The organism is Leisingera sp. ABD4_442, from assembly GCF_056160905.1.
In genome coordinates, this window is record NZ_JBSWYB010000006.1 from 162319 (window position 1) to 182035 (window position 19717).

General features: G+C 61.6%; 16 protein-coding genes and 1 pseudogene. 10 read left to right on the top strand and 7 right to left on the bottom strand.

The window, feature by feature from the left end; genetic code table 11:
• Nucleotides 1–23: 23 nt before the first annotated feature.
• The gene (locus tag ACXAHG_RS07595) at nt 24–1112 is read right to left on the bottom strand and encodes a polyamine ABC transporter substrate-binding protein (RefSeq protein WP_475056619.1); all 1089 of its coding nucleotides are present in this window, start codon (nt 1110–1112) and stop codon (nt 24–26) included.
• 142 nt (nt 1113–1254) lie between these two features.
• Here ACXAHG_RS07595 and ACXAHG_RS07600 point away from each other — a divergent pair, with 142 nt between their 5' ends.
• The 6 genes and pseudogenes from ACXAHG_RS07600 to ACXAHG_RS07625 all read left to right on the top strand — a co-directional run.
• A complete protein-coding gene (locus tag ACXAHG_RS07600; RefSeq protein WP_475056621.1) occupies nt 1255–1941 on the top strand; it encodes a GntR family transcriptional regulator in 687 nt (228 codons plus the stop codon).
• A 66-nt stretch (nt 1942–2007) separates the two neighbouring features.
• Nucleotides 2008–3402: an aspartate aminotransferase family protein gene (locus ACXAHG_RS07605; protein ID WP_475056622.1), complete on the top strand. Its 1395-nt coding sequence runs from the start codon at nt 2008–2010 to the stop codon at nt 3400–3402.
• A gap of 370 nt (nt 3403–3772) precedes the next feature.
• Nucleotides 3773–4873 (top strand): ABC transporter ATP-binding protein, encoded by a 1101-nt coding sequence (locus ACXAHG_RS07610; RefSeq protein ID WP_475040241.1) that lies wholly within the window; start codon nt 3773–3775, stop codon nt 4871–4873.
• A gap of 76 nt (nt 4874–4949) precedes the next feature.
• Entirely contained in the window at nt 4950–6050 is a 1101-nt protein-coding gene (locus tag ACXAHG_RS07615) for an extracellular solute-binding protein (RefSeq protein ID WP_475040242.1), read from the top strand.
• A gap of 90 nt (nt 6051–6140) precedes the next feature.
• A complete protein-coding gene (locus ACXAHG_RS07620; protein WP_475056623.1) occupies nt 6141–7412 on the top strand; it encodes an ABC transporter permease in 1272 nt (423 codons plus the stop codon).
• Between the two features lie 14 nt (nt 7413–7426).
• Nucleotides 7427–8272, top strand: a pseudogene (locus tag ACXAHG_RS07625) (ABC transporter permease); the annotation flags it as partial.
• 125 nt (nt 8273–8397) lie between these two features.
• On the opposite strand, the gene ACXAHG_RS07630 reads toward ACXAHG_RS07625, so the two are convergent.
• Nucleotides 8398–9726, bottom strand: a complete 1329-nt coding sequence (locus tag ACXAHG_RS07630) for a lytic murein transglycosylase (RefSeq protein ID WP_475056624.1) — start codon at nt 9724–9726, stop codon at nt 8398–8400.
• 11 nt (nt 9727–9737) lie between these two features.
• A complete protein-coding gene (locus ACXAHG_RS07635; protein ID WP_475040245.1) occupies nt 9738–10502 on the bottom strand; it encodes a helix-turn-helix transcriptional regulator in 765 nt (254 codons plus the stop codon).
• Between the two features lie 82 nt (nt 10503–10584).
• Here ACXAHG_RS07635 and ACXAHG_RS07640 point away from each other — a divergent pair, with 82 nt between their 5' ends.
• Complete coding sequence (locus ACXAHG_RS07640) at nt 10585–11007, top strand: DUF1801 domain-containing protein (RefSeq protein ID WP_475040246.1); 423 nt, start codon at nt 10585–10587, stop codon at nt 11005–11007.
• 31 nt (nt 11008–11038) lie between these two features.
• Here the strand turns inward: ACXAHG_RS07640 and rnr are convergent, their stop codons facing one another.
• From rnr to dapE, 3 genes are read right to left on the bottom strand one after another with little or no spacing between them, the layout of a single operon-like run.
• Nucleotides 11039–13312 (bottom strand): ribonuclease R, encoded by a 2274-nt coding sequence (rnr, locus tag ACXAHG_RS07645; protein WP_475056626.1) that lies wholly within the window; start codon nt 13310–13312, stop codon nt 11039–11041.
• Between the two features lie 51 nt (nt 13313–13363).
• A complete protein-coding gene (locus tag ACXAHG_RS07650; RefSeq protein ID WP_475040248.1) occupies nt 13364–13936 on the bottom strand; it encodes a TIGR04282 family arsenosugar biosynthesis glycosyltransferase in 573 nt (190 codons plus the stop codon).
• Nucleotides 13937–13942: 6 nt separating this feature from the next.
• Nucleotides 13943–15094 carry a succinyl-diaminopimelate desuccinylase gene (gene dapE / locus ACXAHG_RS07655; RefSeq protein ID WP_475040249.1) on the bottom strand — a complete coding sequence of 384 codons (1152 nt, stop codon included), beginning with the start codon at nt 15092–15094 and terminating at the stop codon, nt 13943–13945.
• 331 nt (nt 15095–15425) lie between these two features.
• Here dapE and ACXAHG_RS07660 point away from each other — a divergent pair, with 331 nt between their 5' ends.
• The 3 genes from ACXAHG_RS07660 to ACXAHG_RS07670 all read left to right on the top strand — a co-directional run bounded on the left by ACXAHG_RS07660 (nt 15426) and on the right by ACXAHG_RS07670 (nt 19238).
• Nucleotides 15426–16997: a Hint domain-containing protein gene (locus tag ACXAHG_RS07660; protein WP_475056628.1), complete on the top strand. Its 1572-nt coding sequence runs from the start codon at nt 15426–15428 to the stop codon at nt 16995–16997.
• A gap of 4 nt (nt 16998–17001) precedes the next feature.
• The gene (locus tag ACXAHG_RS07665; protein ID WP_475040251.1) at nt 17002–18075 is read left to right on the top strand and encodes a Hint domain-containing protein; all 1074 of its coding nucleotides are present in this window, start codon (nt 17002–17004) and stop codon (nt 18073–18075) included.
• A gap of 146 nt (nt 18076–18221) precedes the next feature.
• Nucleotides 18222–19238 (top strand): transporter substrate-binding domain-containing protein, encoded by a 1017-nt coding sequence (locus tag ACXAHG_RS07670; protein ID WP_475045194.1) that lies wholly within the window; start codon nt 18222–18224, stop codon nt 19236–19238.
• Nucleotides 19239–19247: 9 nt separating this feature from the next.
• Here the strand turns inward: ACXAHG_RS07670 and ACXAHG_RS07675 are convergent, their stop codons facing one another.
• On the bottom strand, nt 19248–19595 hold the full coding sequence (locus ACXAHG_RS07675) for a hypothetical protein (RefSeq protein ID WP_475045196.1): 348 nt from the start codon (nt 19593–19595) through the stop codon (nt 19248–19250).
• Nucleotides 19596–19717 lie beyond the last annotated feature (122 nt).

The window sequence follows — 19717 nt, forward strand, 5'->3', positions numbered from 1 at the left end:
CTCGCGGGTCAGCATGCGGCAGCTCAAGTGCCGGATTTGACCTTAGTCCACATACGGGTGGCCTTGCGCTGAACCTTCGGCGGGTAGCCTTCCTTGATGTACAGGTTCTGGACGGTTTCCTCGTTCGGATAGATCGCAGGATCACCGATCACATCTTCTTCAAGAAATTCCTGGGACGCTTTGTTGCCGTTTGCGTAGTAGACGTAGTTGGATGCTGCCGCCATGTTCTGCGCATCCATGATGAAGTTCAGGAATTTGTGGGCGCCTTCCGGATTTGGAGCATCGACCGGAATGGTCATCTGGTCGAACCACATCAGCGCGCCTTCCTTGGGTGCGTTGTATTCTATTTCGACACCATTGCCTGCTTCGGCTGCGCGGTCGCGTGCCTGCAGAATGTCTCCGGACCAGCCGAAGGCCACGCAGATGTCGCCATTGGCCAGCGCGTTGATGTACTCAGAACTGTGGAACTTGGTGATGTAGGGGCGCACGGCCATCAGCACCGGCTCAGCCTTGGCGACTACATCCGCGTCCATGCTGTTGGGGTCTTCGCCGATGTACTTCAGCGCCGCCGGGATCATTTCATCCGGGGCGTCCAGGAAGTGAACACCGCAGCCGGCCAGTTTTTCCATGTTGGCCGGGTTAAAGACCAGCTCCAGCGAATTGACCGGAGCATCCTCGCCCAGGGCTTCCTTCACCTTGGCAACATTCACACCGATGCCAGTGGTGCCCCACATGTAGTTGATGGAATATTCATTGCCGGGATCATACAGCGCAGTGCGTTCCTTGATTGCATCCCACATGTTGCTGGCGTTCGACAGCTTTGACGGGTCCAGTTTCTGGAATGCGCCGGCCTGGATCTGGCGTGCCATGAAGGAGCCTGTCGGAACCACCACGTCATAGCCCGAGCCGCCGGCCAGCATCTTGGTTTCCAGAACCTCGTTGCTGTCAAAGACATCATAGATCAGGTCGATGCCAGTTTCCTGTTCAAACTTCTCCAGCAGGCCTTCGTCGATATAGTCCGACCAATTGTAGACGCGAACCTCTTCCGCCGCGGCGGCGGCAGCCGTGCCAAGAGCAACGACGGCGGTCATGGTCATCGTTTTAAGTGTCATGAAATTCTCCCTGTGCGTGCCGGCTTCCGGGTCCGGCTGTGACTGGATTTGATCAAGTTTTGTCGCATTCGGCAATACTCTTTATGTTTTCACTTGGCTCAGGATGGTGCAAGCTGGCCGAAATCGTGGAGGAAATCCCCAGGTGTCAGAGACCACTTCGCCCGCCGCTCCGGCGCAGGAAAACACGGCCAAACTGCCCGCGCATGAGATCGTTTATCAAAAGCTCAGGGCGCAGATACTTTTTGGTGAACTGGTGCCTGGCCAGGCGGTGACAATCCAGGGCCTGGTTGAGACCCTGGAGGCCGGCATGACGCCGGTGCGCGAGGCGATCCGGCGGCTGATCTCGGACGGGGCGCTGATGTTTCAGGGCAACCGCCGCGTGTCTGTGCCCCTGTTGGGGCCGCAGGACTTGGAGGAATTGATTTTTGCAAGAAAAACAATTGAGTGTGAGCTTGCACGCCGCGCGACGCCGCATATTGGCGCAGCGGACATCGAAGAGCTTGTGCGCATAGATAATGCGTTGGATAAGGCGATTGCCACTGGTGATGTGGCGGGATACCTGGTGCAAAACTATAGCTTTCACACGGCGCTCTATTCATACGCAAACGCGCCCATTCTCAGCGACATTGCCGACCGCCTGTGGCTGCGTTTCGGTCCCTCGCTGCGGGTGGTCAGCGGGCGGCTAGGAACCCAAAGCTTCCCGGACCGCCACAAGGACATCTTGGATGCGCTGCGTCGGCATGACCCGGAAATGGCTGCTTTGGCGATGGAACGGGACGTCTGTCAGGGCATGGAGCATGTGGTTGAGGGGCTGAAAGGCGCTAACTGATTCGATTGACTCCTGGAAATTTGATCATATTCTGATGCCAATCAGTCATTCTCAGGAGCGAGTCCCATGACCGTTATCACCAACCACATGCCGACAGCCGAGCTGCAGGCGCTGGACGCCGCCCACCACATGCACCCCTTCACTGCCAACGGCGAGCTGGCGCAGAAGGGCGCACGCATCATCACCCGCGCGGACGGCGTGCATCTGACCGACAGCGAGGGGCACCAGATCCTGGATGCGATGGCGGGCCTGTGGTGTGTCAACATCGGCTATGGCCGGGATGAACTGGCTGAGGTTGCCGCCCGCCAGATGCGCGAGCTGCCCTATTACAACACCTTCTTCCAGACCACCCACGTGCCGGCCATCGCGCTGGCTGCCAAGATTGCGGAGCTGGCACCGGGTGACCTGAACAATGTGTTCTTTGCCGGCTCCGGCTCTGAGGCGAACGACACCAACATCCGCATGGTGCGCCATTACTGGGCGCTGAAGGGCAAGCCGTCGAAATCCGTCATCATCAGCCGCAAGAATGCTTATCACGGCTCCTCCGTCGGCAGCGGCAGCTTGGGCGGCATGAGCGGCATGCATGCCCAGGGCGGCATGCCGATCCCGGATATTCATCACATCAACCAGCCCAACTGGTGGGCTGAGGGCGGCGACATGCCGGCAGAGGAATTCGGTCTGCAGCGCGCCCGCGAACTGGAAGAGGCGATCCTGGAACTGGGCGAAGACCGTGTTGCTGCCTTCATCGCCGAGCCGGTACAGGGCGCAGGTGGTGTGATTGTGCCGCCGGACAGCTACTGGCCGGAAATCCAGCGCATCTGCGACAAATACGAAATCCTGCTGATCGCCGACGAAGTTATTTGCGGCTTCGGGCGCACCGGCAACTGGTTCGGCAGCGAAACCCTGAACATCCGCCCTGACATCATGACCATCGCCAAGGGTCTCAGCTCTGGCTACGCGCCGATCGGCGGCTCCATCGTCAGCGACGAGATTGCTTCGGTGATCGCAAGCGACGAATTTAACCACGGCTACACCTATTCCGGCCACCCGGTGGCAGCTGCCGTGGCACTGGAGAACCTGCGCATAATGGAAGAGGAGAACATCCTGGCCCATGTGCGTGACGTGGCAGCGCCGTATCTGAAAGAGAAATGGGAGGCGCTGACCGACCACCCGCTGGTGGGGGAGGCCAAGATTGCGGGCATGATGGGCTCCATCGCTCTAACCCCGGACAAGGCGGCCCGCGCCGCCTTTGCCTCGGACGCAGGCACCGTTGGCTACATCTGCCGCGAGCGCTGCTTTGCCAACAACCTGGTGATGCGCCATGTGGGCGACCGGATGATCATCTCGCCGCCGCTGGTGATCACGCCGGAGCAGATTGACGTGCTGATCGAGCGCGCAACTAAGTCGCTGGATGAATGCTACGCTGAGCTGAAAGCGCAGGACCTGCTGCACAGCGCCTGAGGTTTCTCTCCGGAGCCGCTGGATGCGGGGCTAATCCCTGCCGACTCAACTCGGCCCGGCGGCGAGTCTGCCGGGCCATTTTCTTCGGTGGGGGTCCGGAAAGAGTCGTTTTTGTACCGGGTCAGCACAGGCGGCGGCGCAAAACGTCCGAGGTGCGTCGCAAAAAGTCTGGTATACCACGCAGAATCAGGACTAGTGTTTGTTAAGGATATTCTTTTCAGCTTGGGGAGAGGGCGGGAGTATGAATTTCGTAAATTCTCCACGGAAAGAATATTTTTTTCCTCTCTAGCGCTTGGTAGCGTTGGTGTGATTAACTTCGAAAAAGTGCAGAGCAAATCTGCCGAATAGACAAAACTACGGGGAGCCTGCTTTGGCTGATGCGTCAAACGTTGATGCGTTCGTTGAATTCGAACGCGTCCAAAAGAGCTATGATGGCGAAAATCTCGTTGTCAAAGACCTCAACCTCACCATGCCCAAAGGTGAATTTCTGACAATGCTAGGCCCGTCCGGTTCGGGCAAAACAACCTGCCTGATGATGCTGGCAGGTTTTGAGACCGCGACACACGGCGATATCCGCTTGGACGGCACGTCCATCAACAATATCCCGCCGCACAAGCGCGGCATCGGCATGGTGTTCCAGAACTACGCGCTGTTTCCGCATATGACGATTGCGGAAAACCTCTCCTTCCCGCTGGAAGTGCGCAAGATGGGCAAATCCGAGCGCGAGGAGAAGGTGAAGCGGGCGCTGGACATGGTGGAAATGGGCGCCTTCGGCGGCCGCCGTCCGTCGCAGCTCTCGGGCGGTCAGCAGCAGCGGATCGCGCTGGCCCGGGCGCTGGTGTTCGAACCGGAACTGGTTCTGATGGACGAGCCTCTGGGCGCGCTTGACAAGCAGCTGCGCGAAAAGATGCAGTTCGAGATCACCCACCTGGCGCACCGTCTGGGCATTACCGTGGTCTATGTGACCCACGATCAGACCGAAGCGCTGACCATGTCGGACCGTGTTGCCGTGTTCGACGACGGCCGCATCCAGCAGATTGCGCCGCCGGATCAGCTCTACGAAAGCCCGGAAAACAGCTTCGTTGCCCAGTTCATCGGCGAAAACAACACGCTGGAAGGCACCGTCAAGGAAATTAACAACGGCGTCGCCCTGGTGCAGCTGGACGATGGTGAGCTGATCGACTGCAAGCCTGTCAACGTCTCCCGCCCTGGCGAGCGCACCCGTGTGTCAATCCGCCCGGAACGGGTGGAATATAATAAGGAACGCCTGCAGGAAGGTGTCCACACGCTCAAGGCGGAAGTGCTGGAGTTCATCTATATGGGTGACATCTTCCGCACTCGTCTGCGGGTGGCCGGAAACGATGAATTCATCATCAAGACCCGGAACGCCCCGGACCAGGTCCGTCTTCAGCCCGGTCAGCAGATCGAAATCGGCTGGCTGCCGGAAGACTGCCGCGCGCTGGACGCTTGATCCCCGCGCGACGAACCCCCGGCAGAAGAACGACCGGGGGCCTCACTTTTGTGAATTCAACAAGGAGAGACTCTTTATGAAACTCAGCAAACTGTCTGCATTGGCGGTGACCACCGCCCTTTGCGCCCCGTCGGCTTTTGCCGAGGAAATGGCCAATGAGCTGACCCTGGTATCCTGGGGCGGTGCGTATCAGGCCAGCCAGCACAAGGCCTATGTTGAGCCCTATCTGGCCGCCAACCCCGGCGTCAAAGTCATCTGGGACGAAAGCTCGGCCGAAGCCGTGGCCAAGATCCGCGCCATGAACGAAGCCGGCAATGTGACTTGGGACCTGGTTGATGCCGTGGCTTCCGACTCCATGCGCCTGTGCGACGAAGGCCTGGCGGAAGAGCTGGACCATGACGAAGTGCTGGCCGCAGCGCCTGACGGCACCTCCGCCAGCGAAGATTTCGGCGACCTGATCGTCAGCGACTGCTTTGTGCCGCAGATCGTTTACTCGACCACCTTCGGCTACCGCACCGATCTGATCGACCAGCCGGACTCGGTCTGCGCGATCTTCGACACCGAGAAATACCCGGGCAAGCGTTCGTTGCAGCGCCGTCCGATCGACAACATGGAATGGGCGCTCTATTGCGACGGCGTGGCCAAGGATGAGCTTTACGACGTCCTGGGCACCGACGAAGGCGTTGCGCGCGCCCTGGCCAAGCTCGACACCATCAAGGACGATGTGGTCTGGTGGACCGCCGGCGCGGAAACTCCGCAGTTGCTGGCGGACGGCGAAGTTGTGATGGGCTCGACCTTCAACGGCCGCCTGTTCTCGGCGATTGCTGAACAGAACCAGCCGATCGGCATGCTCTGGGACATGCAGTCCTTCGATCTGGACGGCTGGGTGATTCCGGCAGGCCTGCCTGCAGACCGGAAGGCGCGCGTGCTGGACTTCCTGAAGTTCGCGACCGACACCCAGCGTCTGGCTGACCAGGCTGCTTATATCTCCTATGGCCCGGCCCGTGCCTCCTCGGCGCCGCTGGTCGGCAAGCACGCCGAACTGGGCATCGACATGGCACCGCACATGCCGACCGACCCGGCCAACGCCGCCAACGTCCACGTCTATGACTACGAATGGTGGGCAGACAACCGCGATGATCTGGACGCCAAGTTCCAGGCGTGGCTGGCTAAGTAATCTGACCTTTCCGTAACGCGAAAGGCCCGGCGGGGGCCGCCAAGCCGCAGGCCCCCGCCCCACAAAATAAAAGACCCGACGGGGAATCCCATGACTGATATTAGCCAATCCGGCCCGATGCTGGCAGCGGACGGCACGCCGCTCAAGCGCAGCCTGGCGCGGGCGCTGCGGATGCAGAAGCTGAGGGCGCTGCTGCTGATTGCACCGCTGTTGCTGTTCATCCTGCTGACCTTCATCCTGCCGGTTGCCGACATGCTGTACCGGTCGGTGGACAACCGCATCGTCCAGGACGTGCTGCCGCGCACGGTTGCGGCGCTTGAAGACTGGGATCCCGGGTCGAACCAGCTGCCCGATGAAGCGGCCTTTGCCGCTCTGGCAGCGGACCTGAAGGACGCCGCCAATGCCAAGACCCATACCAAGGTGGCCAAACGTCTGAACTATGAAAATCCCGGTATCGCTTCGGTGTTCCGCAAGTCCGGCCGCAAGGTCAGGAAATGGGATGTCGAAAACGACGGCCCTTACCGCGACAAGCTGATCGAGCTGAACGACGGCTGGGCGGATGTTGAGCTTTGGAAAACCATCAAGACTTATTCCGGCATCCGCACCACAGGCTATTTCCTCAACGCGGTGGACATGAAACTGGGTGCGGACGGTGCCGAAGTCCGCCCGGAAAACGAACGGATCTACAACACGCTGCTGATCCGCACCATGCGGATGTCGCTGATCATCACTTTCAGCTGTATCCTTTTGGGCTACCCAGTGGCCTGGCTGCTGGCCAATCTGCCTGCTAGCAAGGCAAATCTGTTGCTGATCCTGGTATTGCTGCCGTTCTGGACCTCGCTCCTGGTGCGAACTTCGGCCTGGAAAATCCTGCTGCAGCAGCAGGGGGTGATCAACGACACACTGGTCTGGATCGGGCTGGTGGATGACGCCAACCGATTGGTGCTGATCAACAATGAACTGGGCACCATCATCGCGATGACTCACATCCTGCTGCCCTTCATGATCCTGCCGATGTATTCGGTGATGCAGACCATCAACCCGTCCTACCTGCGCGCCGCCAAGTCGCTGGGCGCCACCAATTGGACAGCCTTCTGGCGGGTCTATTTCCCGCAATCGGTGCCGGGCATTGGCGCGGGTTCGATTCTGGTCTTCATCCTGGCGGTGGGCTACTATATCACCCCGGCGTTGGTCGGCGGTACCAAGGGCACTTTCATCTCCAATCTGATTGCCTACCATATCTCGACCTCGGGCAACTGGGGCCTGGGCGCGGCACTGGGTGCAATCCTGCTGGCGGTCGTCCTGCTGCTCTACTGGGTCTATGACAAGATCGTCGGCATCGACAACGTGAAGCTGGGGTAACGGACATGAGCGCACTTCCTCCTTATGCAACCACCGGCCAGCGGGCCTGGTACTACTCCTTCCGGGTGATCTGCGGGTTGATCTTCTTCTTCCTGATCGCACCGATCGTGGTGATCATTCCACTCAGCTTTAATGCGCAGGACTTCTTCACCTTCACGCCGGAGATGCTGCGGCTGGATCCCGAGGGCTTCTCGCTCAAGCATTACCGGAACTTCTTCGGCGATGATTCCTGGCAGACCTCAATGTGGAACTCGCTGAAGATCGCGCCGATGGCCACCATCGTCTCGGTCACCTTCGGCACCCTGGCCGCCATCGGCCTCAGCCAGCCGCATGTGCCGTTCCGCCGGGCGATCATGGCGATCCTGATCTCGCCGATGATCGTGCCGCTGATCATCTCCGCGGCCGGTATGTATTTCTTCTACAGCCGTATCGGCCTGCAGGGGACATACATGGGCGTGGTGCTGGCCCATGCCGCGCTGGGCATTCCCTTTGTGATCATCACGGTGACAGCAACGCTGGTCGGTTTCGACCGCTCGCTGACCCGCGCCGCGGCCAATATGGGCGCCGATCCGGTGACAACCTTCTTCCGGATCCAGATGCCGCTGATCATGCCGGGCGTGATCTCCGGCGGCCTGTTTGCCTTCATCACCTCCTTCGACGAGGTTGTGGTGGTGCTGTTTGTCGGCTCAGCCGGCCAGCGGACGCTGCCGTGGCAGATGTTCACCGGCCTGCGCGAGCAGATCTCGCCCACCATCCTGGCGGTTGCGACGATCCTGGTGGCGATCTCCATCATGCTGCTGGCCACGGTGGAAATGCTGCGCCGCCGCTCCGAGCGCCTGCGCGGCATGTCGCCGAGCTGATCGTCTTGCCAGACCTTGAAACACCAAAGGCCCCGCACTGCGGGGCCTTTCCTTTGTTCATCTGGCCAAAAATATCCCGGGGGTGAATTGGCCGGCAGGCCAAGGGGGGGCGGGTCCCCTCCCGCCTATCTCAGCCCTTCCAGCAGCCGCGGCGAGGCATAGCCATCCGGCGTCAGCCCTTTCGCCACTTGGTAGGCGCGCACCGCTCCAATGGTCTTTGGCCCGATCTTGCCGTCAATCCCTTCGGTGTCAAAGCCGGCCCGGGTCAGCCGCTCCTGCAACTCCTCCCGCTCAGCCAGGGTCAGCGCCCGGTCGCCTCGCGGCCATGCCGCTTTGATTTCCGAACCGCCACTAATCCGGTCCGCCAGATGCCCAACCCCAATCACATAAGCATCGGCGGTGTTGTACCGCTCCAGCACCGCGAAGTTGCCAAAGATCATAAAAGCCGCGCCTTCACTGCCTGCGGGAAGCAGGATCGACGCCTTCCCATGATCGCCGACTGCACGCCCGTCCAGCCCCTTGATGCCAAGTGCCGCCCATTCCGAGGGCCGCCTTTCGATGTCACGGTCCGCCAGGGTATAGTCGAATCCCTCGGGCAGGGTCACCTCTACGCCCCAGGGCTGGCCCTTCACCCAGCCGAACTGCTTCAGGTACGCCGCGGTCGAGGCCAGCGCATCCGCCGGGTTGTCGGACCAGATGTCGCGCTTCCCGTCGCCGGTGAAATCCACTGCGTAATCCAGATAGGAGGTCGGAATGAACTGGGTATGCCCCATAGCGCCGGCCCAGCTGCCCGTCATATTGCGTGCGGCAACATCACCTGCCTGCAGGATCTTCAATGCGGCAACCAGCTGCGCCTCAAAGAACGCGCCGCGCCGTCCGTCAAAGGCCAGCGTTGCCAAGGAGCGGATCACATCCATCTTGCCCCGAAATGCGCCGAAGCTGCTTTCCAGGCCCCAGATTGCGACAACGATCTCTTTCTCGACACCGAATTCAGCCTCAATCCTGGCCAGGCGTGCCTGCTGACTGCGCATCGCCGCTTTGCCGTTCTTGACCCGCAGGCTGGAGGCTGCGCTGTCCAGGTACTCCCAAATAGTCTTGGTGAACTCAGACTGGTTGCGGTCCCGGCGGATGACCTCAGGGTCATAATTCACACCAGTAAAGGCACTGTCCAAAACGGCTGCGCTGATGCCCTGTTCCAAAGCACGTGTCTTGAAGCTGGAAATCCAGCCTTGGAAGTTCAGTTCCGCTGCGGCCGGCTGCATGTGTTCGCTCTGAATTGCTGCCGGTCTTGCCGCGGGTCTAAGGGCTGTTGCTGCTGCCAGTTCATAGGGGAGCCTTTTTGTTTCTTGCTCTGGCAGCCCAGGCCGCTGCGCAGGCCTCAACGAACTGTCGGGGGCAGCCTCCGCCGCCATGGCCGCTCCTGCCAGCAAAGACGCCGCAACCCATCTGCGCATGATACACCTCGTTATTCACTGCTCCCGCTTAGTCTATCCGCAGCCTGGCCCCGGTAAAGGGCACAGTCTCCGGGCGCGCGGTCCTCCGCTTGCCTTTCTGCGCGCAGATGCTCCAGAGCCGCCCGCAACATGGGCACCCGGTGCGGGCGGAAGCTTTGGCCTGTTACATGCAGATTCCGCATCCTGTCCAGCCGGAACACCCGCACCGCTTCCCGCAGGCAGCACCACGCTATCAGCACAGTGGAGCGGTCGAAATAGACAACGCTCAGCGGTTTAACCTGCCTTTCTGTGACCGCCCCTTGACCATCGGTATAGCCGAACCGTACTTCGACTTCGTCCCAGGCGGCTTGCCGAAGCTGCTGCGCCGAAATGGCCGGAGGAACAGGTTTTGCAAAACGGTATGGCGCAAGCACGGCATGGCGCAGACGATGTGCCTGGCGCGGGGGCAGCCGGGCTTGCAATTTGCGCAGCGCTTCAGAAGCGGCGTCCGCCAGTTCGGGATCGCCGATTTGCTCCACCTCACGCAGCCCCAGCACCAGGGCTTCCAGCTCGGTGTCGCGAAAGCCCATAGGCGGCAGTGCATTGTCCTCGATCAGGGTGAACCCATAGCCGGCCTCGCCATCTATCACGGCGCCCATCTCCCGCAGGGTGGCAATGTCGCGGTGGATGCTGCGGGCTGATACCCCCAATTCCCCGCCCAGCCGTGCCGCAGTATGGGGGCCGGGCCCCAGGCGCAGTGCTTGCATCAGCTGGAACAGGCGATGGGTTCTGGTCATACTGCAGTATTGCGCCTCATGGTGACGTTTTCTGTCATCAGTATGCGTTAACCTGCTGACAAACCCAAGGTCAGGACCCCGCATGCACCCTCCCTTTTCCAGTGAACAGATCAAGGCTGCGTTCGACGTTCACGACGCTCTGGCGCGCGAAGGTTTGCTGGTACTGCGCCAGCTCATCTTTGACACAGCCGCGCAGAACCCGTTGCCCGGACGGGTTGAGGAAGTGCTGCGATGGGGTCAGCCGTCTTATGTCACGGCAGAAACAAAGATGGGATCCACCATCCGCCTTGGGTTGGCAAAGAAGGCTCGCTTCGCGCTTTACGTGCATTGCCAAAGCCGCCTGATCCCGGAGTTCTCAGCAGCGTTCCCAGCCTGGGACCGGTTTGATGGAACCCGGGCTGTTCTGTTCGATCACCCCAAGGAAGTTGAGCCGCTCCGCCATGGCTGGCTGATCAACAGGGCGCTGACATATCGCAAGCGCCCCCCTTTACAGGTTCTAACCTGACAAATTCGTGGCCTGCCCCATGGGGCGCCGCTCATTTCCGCCGTTTGCGTTCTACTTTACGCTTTACCTTTGCTGCCTTGTGCTTGGACTTTGCAGCCTTGCGTTTTACGGTCCTGCCTGCCGGGCTGCGACGGCCCCGGGAGCTTCCGCCAGCGGGCATCGGAACCTCTTCCAGCGCCAGCAGCTCCAGCTCCAGCCCGCCGGTGACAGGTGCCGCCTGGGTCAGCCGCACTGTCACCCGCTGGCCGATGGCGAGGGTCAGTCCGGTATCCGCCCCGGTCAGCGTCCCCGACTGGGCGTCAAAATGGAAGAACTCCCGCCCGATGGAGCGCACCGGCACCAGCCCGTCGGCGCCCGTTTCGTCCAGCTTTACAAAGGCGCCAAAGCGGGCGATGCCGCTGATCCTGCCTTCGAATTCATTGCCCACCCGCTCGCTGAGGTAGGAGGCCAGATAGCGGTCCGTGGTGTCGCGCTCCGCAATCATCGAGCGCCGCTCGGTGTCGGAGATATGGGTGGCAGTGTCTTCCAGCCGCTCGATCTGAGTCTCATCCAGCCCGTCATCCCCCCAGCCGTGCGAGGAGATCAGCGAGCGGTGCACGATCAGGTCGGCATAGCGGCGGATCGGTGAGGTGAAATGCGCATAATTCCGAAGCGCCAGGCCGAAATGCCCGAAGTTCTCCGGATTGTAGTAGGCCTGCTGCATTGAGCGCAGGGTGGAGATGTTGATCAGCTCTGCATCATCCGTGCCCGCAGCCTGGTTCAGCAGCGCATTCAGATGCCGGGTCTGCAGCACCTGCCCCTTGGCCAGGCTGAGGCCCGCAGCCTGTGCGGTCTCGCGCAAGCTTTCCAGCTTCTCCTGCGCCGGTTCCTCATGCACCCGGAACAACAGCGGAGAGCGTTTCTTGATCAGCGTTTCAGCTGCGGCCACATTGGCGAGGATCATGAACTCCTCGATCAGCTTGTGCGCGTCCAGCCGGTCACGGAAGGCAACAGAGGTCACGTTGCCATCCTCATCCAGCACGATCTTGCGTTCCGGCAGGTCCAAATCCAGGGGCTCGCGCGCAGCTCTTGCCTTTGTCAGAGCCTCATATGCAGCAAACAACGGCTTGATGACATCATCCAGCAGCGGCGCGGTCTTGTCGTTCGCATTGCCGTCCTGCGCCTCCTGCACCTCGGCGTAATTGAGTGAAGCAGCAGACTGCATCAGCCCGCGCACGAATTTGTGGGCAATCTTATTGCCCTCGGCATCCACCTGCATCCGCACCGCGACACAGGCCCGCGGCACGCCTTCGTGCAAGGAGCACAGGTCGCCTGACAGCCGGTCCGGCAGCATCGGCACCACCCGGTCGGGGAAATAGCTGGAGTTGCCGCGCTTACGCGCCTCCCGGTCCAGTGCTGAACCAGGGCGCACATAGGCGGCGACGTCGGCAATTGCTACCCATACCACATGACCGCCCGGGTTCTTCGGGTCGTCGTCGGCGTGGGCATAACACGCGTCGTCATGATCGCGCGCATCCGCCGGGTCGATCGTGACCAGCGGCAGTTCCCGCAGATCCTCGCGGCCCTTCAGGCCCACGGGCTTGGCGGCATCGGCCTCTGCCATCACCGGATCGGGGAAATGGTCGGGAATGCCATGCTGGTGAATGGCAATCAGCGACACCGCCTTGGGCGCCGTCGGGTCGCCTAGCCGCTCCGCGATGCGTGCGCGCGGCAGGCCCATGCGGCCCTTGGGACCGGCCTGTTCAGCCTCGACCAGTTCGCCGTCGCGGGCGCCATTGACCGCGTCTGGCGCCACCATCCACTCATTCGACGCGGCCTTGTCGATCGGTACGATCCGCCCGCCCTCTGACCCTTTGCGGAAGATACCCAGAACCCGCTTTGGGTTGGTTCCGATCCGGCGGATCAGGCGGGCCTCGTAATTGTGGTCCTGATCCGGAACCATCTGCAGCTTCACCAGGATCTTGTCGCCCTCTCCCAGTGCCGGGTCCGAAGGTTTGGTCAGGATCAGGATAATCGGCTCCACACCCTCGCCGTGCCATTCCAGGGGACGCCCGTACAGATCACCGTCCTCGTTGGGTGCCTTCACCTGCAGGACCGTCACCGGCGGCAGTTGGTCCGGGTCACGGTAGGTTTTCTTGCGCTTCTGCAAATGCCCTTCGGCCTCCAGCTCCTTCAGGATGCGCTTGAGGTCGATGCGGTCGGCGCCCTTGATGCCAAAAGCCTTGGCAATGTCGCGCTTGGAGGTGTGGGTCGGGTTGGCGGAAATCCAGTCGAGGATTTCGGCCTTGGAGGGAATGCGGCTCATACTTCCCGCGTAGCATGGCGCGGGGGCGGCGTCATGGTGAAAAGAGCGGGGTCAGTGCTGCGGCAGATCTGCGGCGGTGTCGACATCCCGCAGGGTATCGGTGAGCGCAATGCGCCAGCCGGGCAGGGTGTTCAGCGTATCGGCCAGCGCATGTTCGCTGGACCAGCGGACATTTTCAAACATGTTGCAGGGCAGGCGGGCGGGGTGTTTGGCCCCCACCAGCCAATAGCCGCCATCTGCTGCCGGGCCGAAAACTGCATCACGGTGGCCAAGAGCTGCAAACGCGCGGGCGATATGGGCCCGGGTAATGCCGGGGATGTCGGCGCCGATCAGGCAGGCAGGCCCAGGAGCGGCCCGCAGCATCCGCTTCATCCGTTCTCCCAAATCACCGCCGCCTTGCGGCAGGCGGAGTAAATCAGCGGGCCAGACCTTTGAAGCGGCAGCCCGGTCCGGTGCCACCGCCAGCACAATTTGCCAGCGCGGATCCCGCAGGGACCGGATCATCCGGGCGGACTGATGACGGAACCACCAGGTCGCCGGGATTACGCCGATGTCCCGGCCCAGACGGGTTTTGACCCGGCCGGGGCGCGGCTCTTTGACCATGATGATCAGGGTACGTTTCACGTGAAATCACGCATCGGCGAAATAGTCCTGCAAAATGCGGGTGTAGATAGCCTTCAGCTGATGGATCTGCGCGACCTCGACCCGCTCGTCCACCTGATGCATGGTTTTGCCGACAAGACCGAATTCCACCACCGGGCAGTGGTTTTTGACGAACCGCGCATCCGAGGTGCCGCCTGTGGTGGACAGTTCCGGCTTGCGGCCGGTTTCGGCTTCGACCGCCTTTGAAATCAGATCCGACAGCGCGCCGGGCGGGGTGATAAAGCTTTCGCCAGAGATTTTCACCTTCATCCCGATTTCAAGGCCGAATTCCGCTGCCACCTTGTCCGCTTCGCCCTGCAGCCAACCGGTCAGGCCGGCACCTGTATGGGCGTCGTTGAAGCGGATGTTGACGGTGGATGTCGCCTGCGCCGGGATCACGTTGGTGGCGGTATTGCCGGTGTCGATGGTGACGACGGCCAGGGTTGAAGCATCGAAATGCTCGGTCCCTTGGTCCAGCTCACGAGTGGCCAGCCGGTCCATCAGCCGCGCCATGGCGTTCAGCGGGTTGTTGGCACGGTGCGGATAGGCGGAGTGCCCCTGCACACCGGTCACCGTGAACCAGGCAGTCATTGAGCCGCGGCGGCCGATCTTGATCATCTCGCCCATCTCGTTGGGGCAGGTGGGCTCGCCCACCAGGCAGACCGACATCTGCTCGCCTTCCCGGTCCATGTAGTCCAGCAATGCGGTGGTGCCGTCCACCGCAGGGCCTTCCTCGTCGCCGGTGATGGTGAGAATGATGGCGCCGTCCGGGGGCGTGGCCTTGACGAAGTCCACAGCGGCGGCGGCGAACGCAGCCACCCCCGATTTCATGTCGGTGGCACCGCGCCCGTACATGAAACCGTCCTTCTCCTCAGCACCAAAGGGCGGCATGGTCCAGGCAGCCGCATCCCCCAGCGGCACCACGTCGGTATGGCCGTTGAAGCCAAATGTTTTGGCGTGGCCCTTGGCGCCCCAGCGGGCGAACAAGTTGGAGACCTCGCCGCGGTCAGTGCGGGCGCATTCAAAACCGGCTTCGCTCAAGAATTTTTCCAGCAGCACCAGCGCGCCGCCTTCTTCAGGCGTCACCGAGGGGCAGCGGATCAGGTCTGCAGTCAGGCGGGCGGGATCGGTCTGCGGCATGGATAGGCTCCTGAAATTCCGGTCCGCCATGGCTAACGCGGTTTGGGCCAGGGCGCAATTCAACGCTGCGGCAGGCAGGCGCCGCAAATGTGGCGTAAAAGCAGCGGTTTCGCAGCGGAAACCGGGTGTGGCTGACTCGCAGGCGTAGACCGTGTTAAGACATCGTTAATAAATGACCCGAGGCAGGGCATCCAAACGAGCATAACAGGCTGCAAAAAGGCCACCCGGAACCAGGCAGCGCAACGCCGCTGCCCCTCTGTGATCCAGCAGCAGGCACCAAGCCTGCGCGTCTCGTTTGTCCGGCCTCTGACAGGCAAGGGGTGGGCAAATCATGGCAACAGGCGCCGAGCTTAATTATCAGACAAACGCCTCTGCGGTGCAGATGGCGCAGACCATTTTCGGCGACGGGGCCACCGTTACCGCTGCTTCCTACTCGGGCTGGAGCCAGTCGTCGGCGATTTATTCAGGCGGCGATGCGCTGGCACCCGGCGTCACCCCCAGCGACAGCGGCGTGATCCTGTCCACCGGGCGCGCCAGCCATTTCACCCGCTCCAACGGCGATCCCAACCGCTCCACCCAGACCTCGACCAATACGCCGGGCGAAAGCAACAATGCGGATTTCAACGCCGCGGCGGGCGCCAGCACCTACGACGCCTCCTATCTGGATGTGAGCTTCATCCCCGATTCGGATGTGATGACGATGCAATTCGTCTTCTCCTCCGAGGAGTTTCCGGAATTCCAGAACTCGGTCTACCAGGACGTGGTGGCGGTTTGGGTCAACGGCGAGCAGGTGCTTCTGGAGGTCGGCAACGGCCAGGCCAACCCCAGCAACATCAGTTCTTCGATTAACGAGAACCTCTACGTCGACAACGCGGGTGATGATTTCAACACCGAGATGGACGGGTTCACCATCACCATGACCCTGACGATGAACGTCAACCCGGGCGAGGTGAACGATATCCGCATTGGTATCGCGGATGTGAGCGACAGCCGCTACGACAGTAACCTGCTGATTGCTGCCGACTCTGTTCAGACCGATCTGGTGGCAATGACAGACAATGTCTTTGTGGCGCCGGACAGCAGCAAGACCATCGACGTGCTGGCCAATGATGTGAATAACTCGGGCGGCAGCCTGACCATCACCCATATTAATGGTACCGTGGTGACGGCCGGGTCCGTGGTGACGCTGAACACCGGCCAGGAGGTGCAGCTGAACGCTGACGGCACTCTGACCCTGGTCGGCGATGGCGATGTCGAGGATTTCAACTTCACCTACGAGGTGACCAATGGCGCCAACTCCGATGTTGGTTTTGTTAACGCCAGCTCCATTCCTTGTTTTGTGGCCGGCACAAGGATCCGCACGCCCTATGGCGAGGTTCCGGTCGAGCAGCTGATGCCGGGCGATCTGGTGGAAACCCGTGACGATGGCGCCCAGCCGCTCTGCTGGAGCGGCGGGCGGTCGGTTGCGGCTGAAGGAGATTTTGCTCCGGTCCGCATTGCCGCGGGCGCCTTTGGCGATCATGGCGAGCTTCTGGTTTCGCCGCAGCACCGGGTGCTGGTGCGCGGTGCCCATGCCGAGCTGTTCTTTGGCGAGGAAGAGGTGCTGGTGGCAGCCAAGGATCTGGTCAACGGCCGCAGCGTGTCCCGCTGCCCGGGCGGCGAAGTGACCTATGTGCATCTGATGTTCGATCGCCACCAGGTGATTTATTCCGAAGGGCTGGCAACCGAAAGCTTTCTGCCCGGCCCGCAGATCCTCACCCTGTTTGAACGGCCCGTGGCGGAGGAGATCTGCACCCTGTTCCCTGAACTCGATCCCGAGACCGGCACAGGCTATAGTGCGGCCGCCCGCCCCGCTCTCAAAGCTTATGAAGGCCGGTTGCTGGCCGCGACCCAGGCGGCCTGACTTCATGCCCTGGTTTGCCGTCTCCAGCAGCAAGCACAGCTGGAATGACACCCGGGTGCTTGCCGGAGACGGGATAGCAGACGGAGACTGTCTGCTGGTGCGCGGTACCTTGATGCTGGAGTTTCATCTGCCGGAAATATCCCGTCCGGAACCGCTGCTGTTGTACTCTCAGGACGGTCTATGGCCGCTTCGGCTGGCGTTGCAGGCTGTGCCTGGCGGGGGATTGAGCTTTGTTTTGGAGCAGGGCGGCTCTGTGTTGCATCAGGCGCTCAACCCGACGAGCCTGGGCCGCACGGGCAAGTTGCGGCTTGCCTATGCGTGGGATGCCCCGGCACGGAAAGGGCGTCTGACATTGGAGCGGCCGGACGGCGGCCATATGCAGCTCGCTGCACTGCGCAATCCGAAACCCTGGCGGCTGCGGGATCTGCTGGCACTAACCGGACCGCTGAGCTATGCGGCGCCGTCGGTGGAGTTCATGGCGCTGTCCAGCTCCTTAGAACCCGCCGGGCCGGCTCCCGCGCTTCTTCCCTGCACCCCAATTGCCACACCGGGTGGCTATCAGCCGCTTGGCAGTCTCCAGCGCGGCGATCTGGTCCTCTCCAGCGGAGGGGACGCAGTGCCGGTTCTGCACATGGCAGAGCGCCAGGTTCCAAGCCTTGGCTCCTTTGCGCCGGTTCGGCTCAGGGCGCCCTATTTCGGCCTGCTGCAGGATATTCTGGTGGCCCCCTTCCAGCGGCTGGTGCTTTCCGGTTCGGAGGTGGAATACCTGTTCGGCCAGCCTTCGGTTCTGGTGCCAGCCGGAAACCTGGTAGGTACAGGCACCGCGGTCAAGGAAGAGGCCTGCGGGCGGCTGCGCACCTACCGGCAAGCGGTTCTGCCGGACCACGAGCCGATTCTGGCAGCCGGAGCCATGACAGAAAGCCTGTTCCTGGGCCGCCTGCGCCGTGATCCCGAACGGCTGGCAGCCAGCCTGCTGGCACCCATGGGCGCGGCCAATCTGCCGGAACACCGCCAGCCCAAATTTCCTGTGCTGAGAGCCTTTGATGCTGCAGTCCTGGCGGAACGGCGGACAGCCTGACACAGTCTGCGTTTCATTTCCGGCAGCCGGGACCAAGGCGCTTGCGTGAAAATGGTGAACAGCCTAAGGACATTGAAACCCTTCCCGAGACCCATTTGAGCGTTTCCGTGCTGTACCTCCGCCTGATTGCTGCCGCCCTTTTCCTGATGTGGGGCCAATTGCTCTCTGCGCAGATTCTGACGGTCAACACCGTCACCCGCCCGCCGTTTTCGATGGTGGAAGACGGGCAGGATACAGGGTTTTCGCTAGAACTTCTGGCCCTCCTGGCAGAGCGGCTGGGCTGGCAGTACCAGGTCAACCGCGTGGATAGTTTTGCCGCAATGCTGGATGGGGTGCGCAGCGGTGAGGCGGACATGGCTGCGGCCAATATTTCGATTACGGCGGCGCGCGAAGTGGTGATGGATTTCAGCCATCCGATCTTCGAAAGCGGGCTGCAGATCATGGTGCAGGCGGATGAGGTACGCCAGCCGTCGCTGCTTCATGCGCTGCTGTCGTGGGATCTGGCGGCGGCCATCGGCATCGCTTTCCTGCTGCTGTTTGGCGGCGGTATGCTGATGTGGGTATTCGAGCGCCGCGCCCAGCCCTATTTCGACCGCCCCCTGAACGAGGCCTGGTTCCCTTCCTTCTGGTGGGCGCTGAACCTGGTGGTCAACGGCGGCTTCGAGGAACGGGTGCCGCGCACACCGGTCGGCCGCATGTTCGGTGTCGTGCTGGTAGTGTCGTCGCTGTTCATCGTCTCGGTCTTTGTCGCCAAGATCACCGCGGTGATGACGGTTGAGGCGATCAGCGGCTCGGTGAACTCGGTCAATGACCTTTACGGCAAGTCCGTGGGCACAATCGGCCGCTCCACCGCCGCAGGGTTCCTGGACCGGCGCGAGATTGACTATTCTGCCTATGGCGGTCTGGATGGCATGCTTGCGGGGTTTGAACGCGGCGAAGTGACGGCGGTGGTTTTCGACGCACCGGTGCTGAACTACTACGTGCAGCAGGGCGGCCATCAGTTTGGCCACACCATCGGCCAGCCCTTCCTGCGCGAAAACTACGGCTTGGTGTTCCCGGCCGGGTCCCCGCTGGTGGAGGACGTCAATCAGGCGCTCCTGGCCATGCAGGAGGACGGCAGCTATGACGGCCTCTACCGCAAATGGTTCGGCAGCCAGAACTGATTTCTGCGGCTAGTGGAAAACCGGTTCTTCGCCGTCGAAGAACGGGGTCATCTGGGCAACGATAACGGCGTTTTCGTCCAGCGCCCGCTGCATCAGCGCGCGTTCGTCATCGCCGATCTCATGGCCTTCCGCCTCGCGCTCTTCGAGGGTGCCGTAACCGGTCACATCCAGCGGCGCGGTATCGGCTTGCTTGAGGATCGCTACGGTTTCACGCACCGCTTCGGCCTCATCCACGCCGGAGGCATAGATCATCAGCGCCGCACCGGTGGCGCCATCGGGCAGCCCGTCCCCATCCTTGCGGCCGATCTGGACAAGCAGGGTATAGACTTGCTGGCGGGAGGGTTTCTTCTTTTCCATGCCGCCGCCATAGCGCCGGGGCAGGGGGATGGTCAATCCATTTGCTGCGGCCGGCCCTTGCGGCGGCAAAGGTTTCAATATTATGTCTAGACTTATTTCCCAGCTTGCAAGGACCTGACCCC

Excerpts from the sequence above, each read along its gene's own strand:
- ACXAHG_RS07605 (WP_475056622.1), top strand. The coding sequence starts at position 2,008 with ATGACCGTTATCACCAACCACATGCCGACAGCCGAGCTGCAGGCGCTG.
- dapE (WP_475040249.1), bottom strand. The coding sequence starts at position 15,094 with ATGCCGCAGACCGATCCCGCCCGCCTGACTGCAGACCTGATCCGCTGC.
- ACXAHG_RS07595 (WP_475056619.1), bottom strand. The coding sequence starts at position 1,112 with ATGACACTTAAAACGATGACCATGACCGCCGTCGTTGCTCTTGGCACG.
- ACXAHG_RS07675 (WP_475045196.1), bottom strand. The coding sequence starts at position 19,595 with ATGGAAAAGAAGAAACCCTCCCGCCAGCAAGTCTATACCCTGCTTGTC.
- ACXAHG_RS07640 (WP_475040246.1), top strand. The coding sequence starts at position 10,585 with ATGCACCCTCCCTTTTCCAGTGAACAGATCAAGGCTGCGTTCGACGTT.
- ACXAHG_RS07660 (WP_475056628.1), top strand. The coding sequence starts at position 15,426 with ATGGCAACAGGCGCCGAGCTTAATTATCAGACAAACGCCTCTGCGGTG.
- ACXAHG_RS07635 (WP_475040245.1), bottom strand. The coding sequence starts at position 10,502 with ATGACCAGAACCCATCGCCTGTTCCAGCTGATGCAAGCACTGCGCCTG.
- ACXAHG_RS07620 (WP_475056623.1), top strand. The coding sequence starts at position 6,141 with ATGACTGATATTAGCCAATCCGGCCCGATGCTGGCAGCGGACGGCACG.
- ACXAHG_RS07615 (WP_475040242.1), top strand. The coding sequence starts at position 4,950 with ATGAAACTCAGCAAACTGTCTGCATTGGCGGTGACCACCGCCCTTTGC.
- ACXAHG_RS07665 (WP_475040251.1), top strand. The coding sequence starts at position 17,002 with ATGCCCTGGTTTGCCGTCTCCAGCAGCAAGCACAGCTGGAATGACACC.
- rnr (WP_475056626.1), bottom strand. The coding sequence starts at position 13,312 with ATGAGCCGCATTCCCTCCAAGGCCGAAATCCTCGACTGGATTTCCGCC.
- ACXAHG_RS07670 (WP_475045194.1), top strand. The coding sequence starts at position 18,222 with ATGTGGGGCCAATTGCTCTCTGCGCAGATTCTGACGGTCAACACCGTC.
- ACXAHG_RS07630 (WP_475056624.1), bottom strand. The coding sequence starts at position 9,726 with ATGCGCAGATGGGTTGCGGCGTCTTTGCTGGCAGGAGCGGCCATGGCG.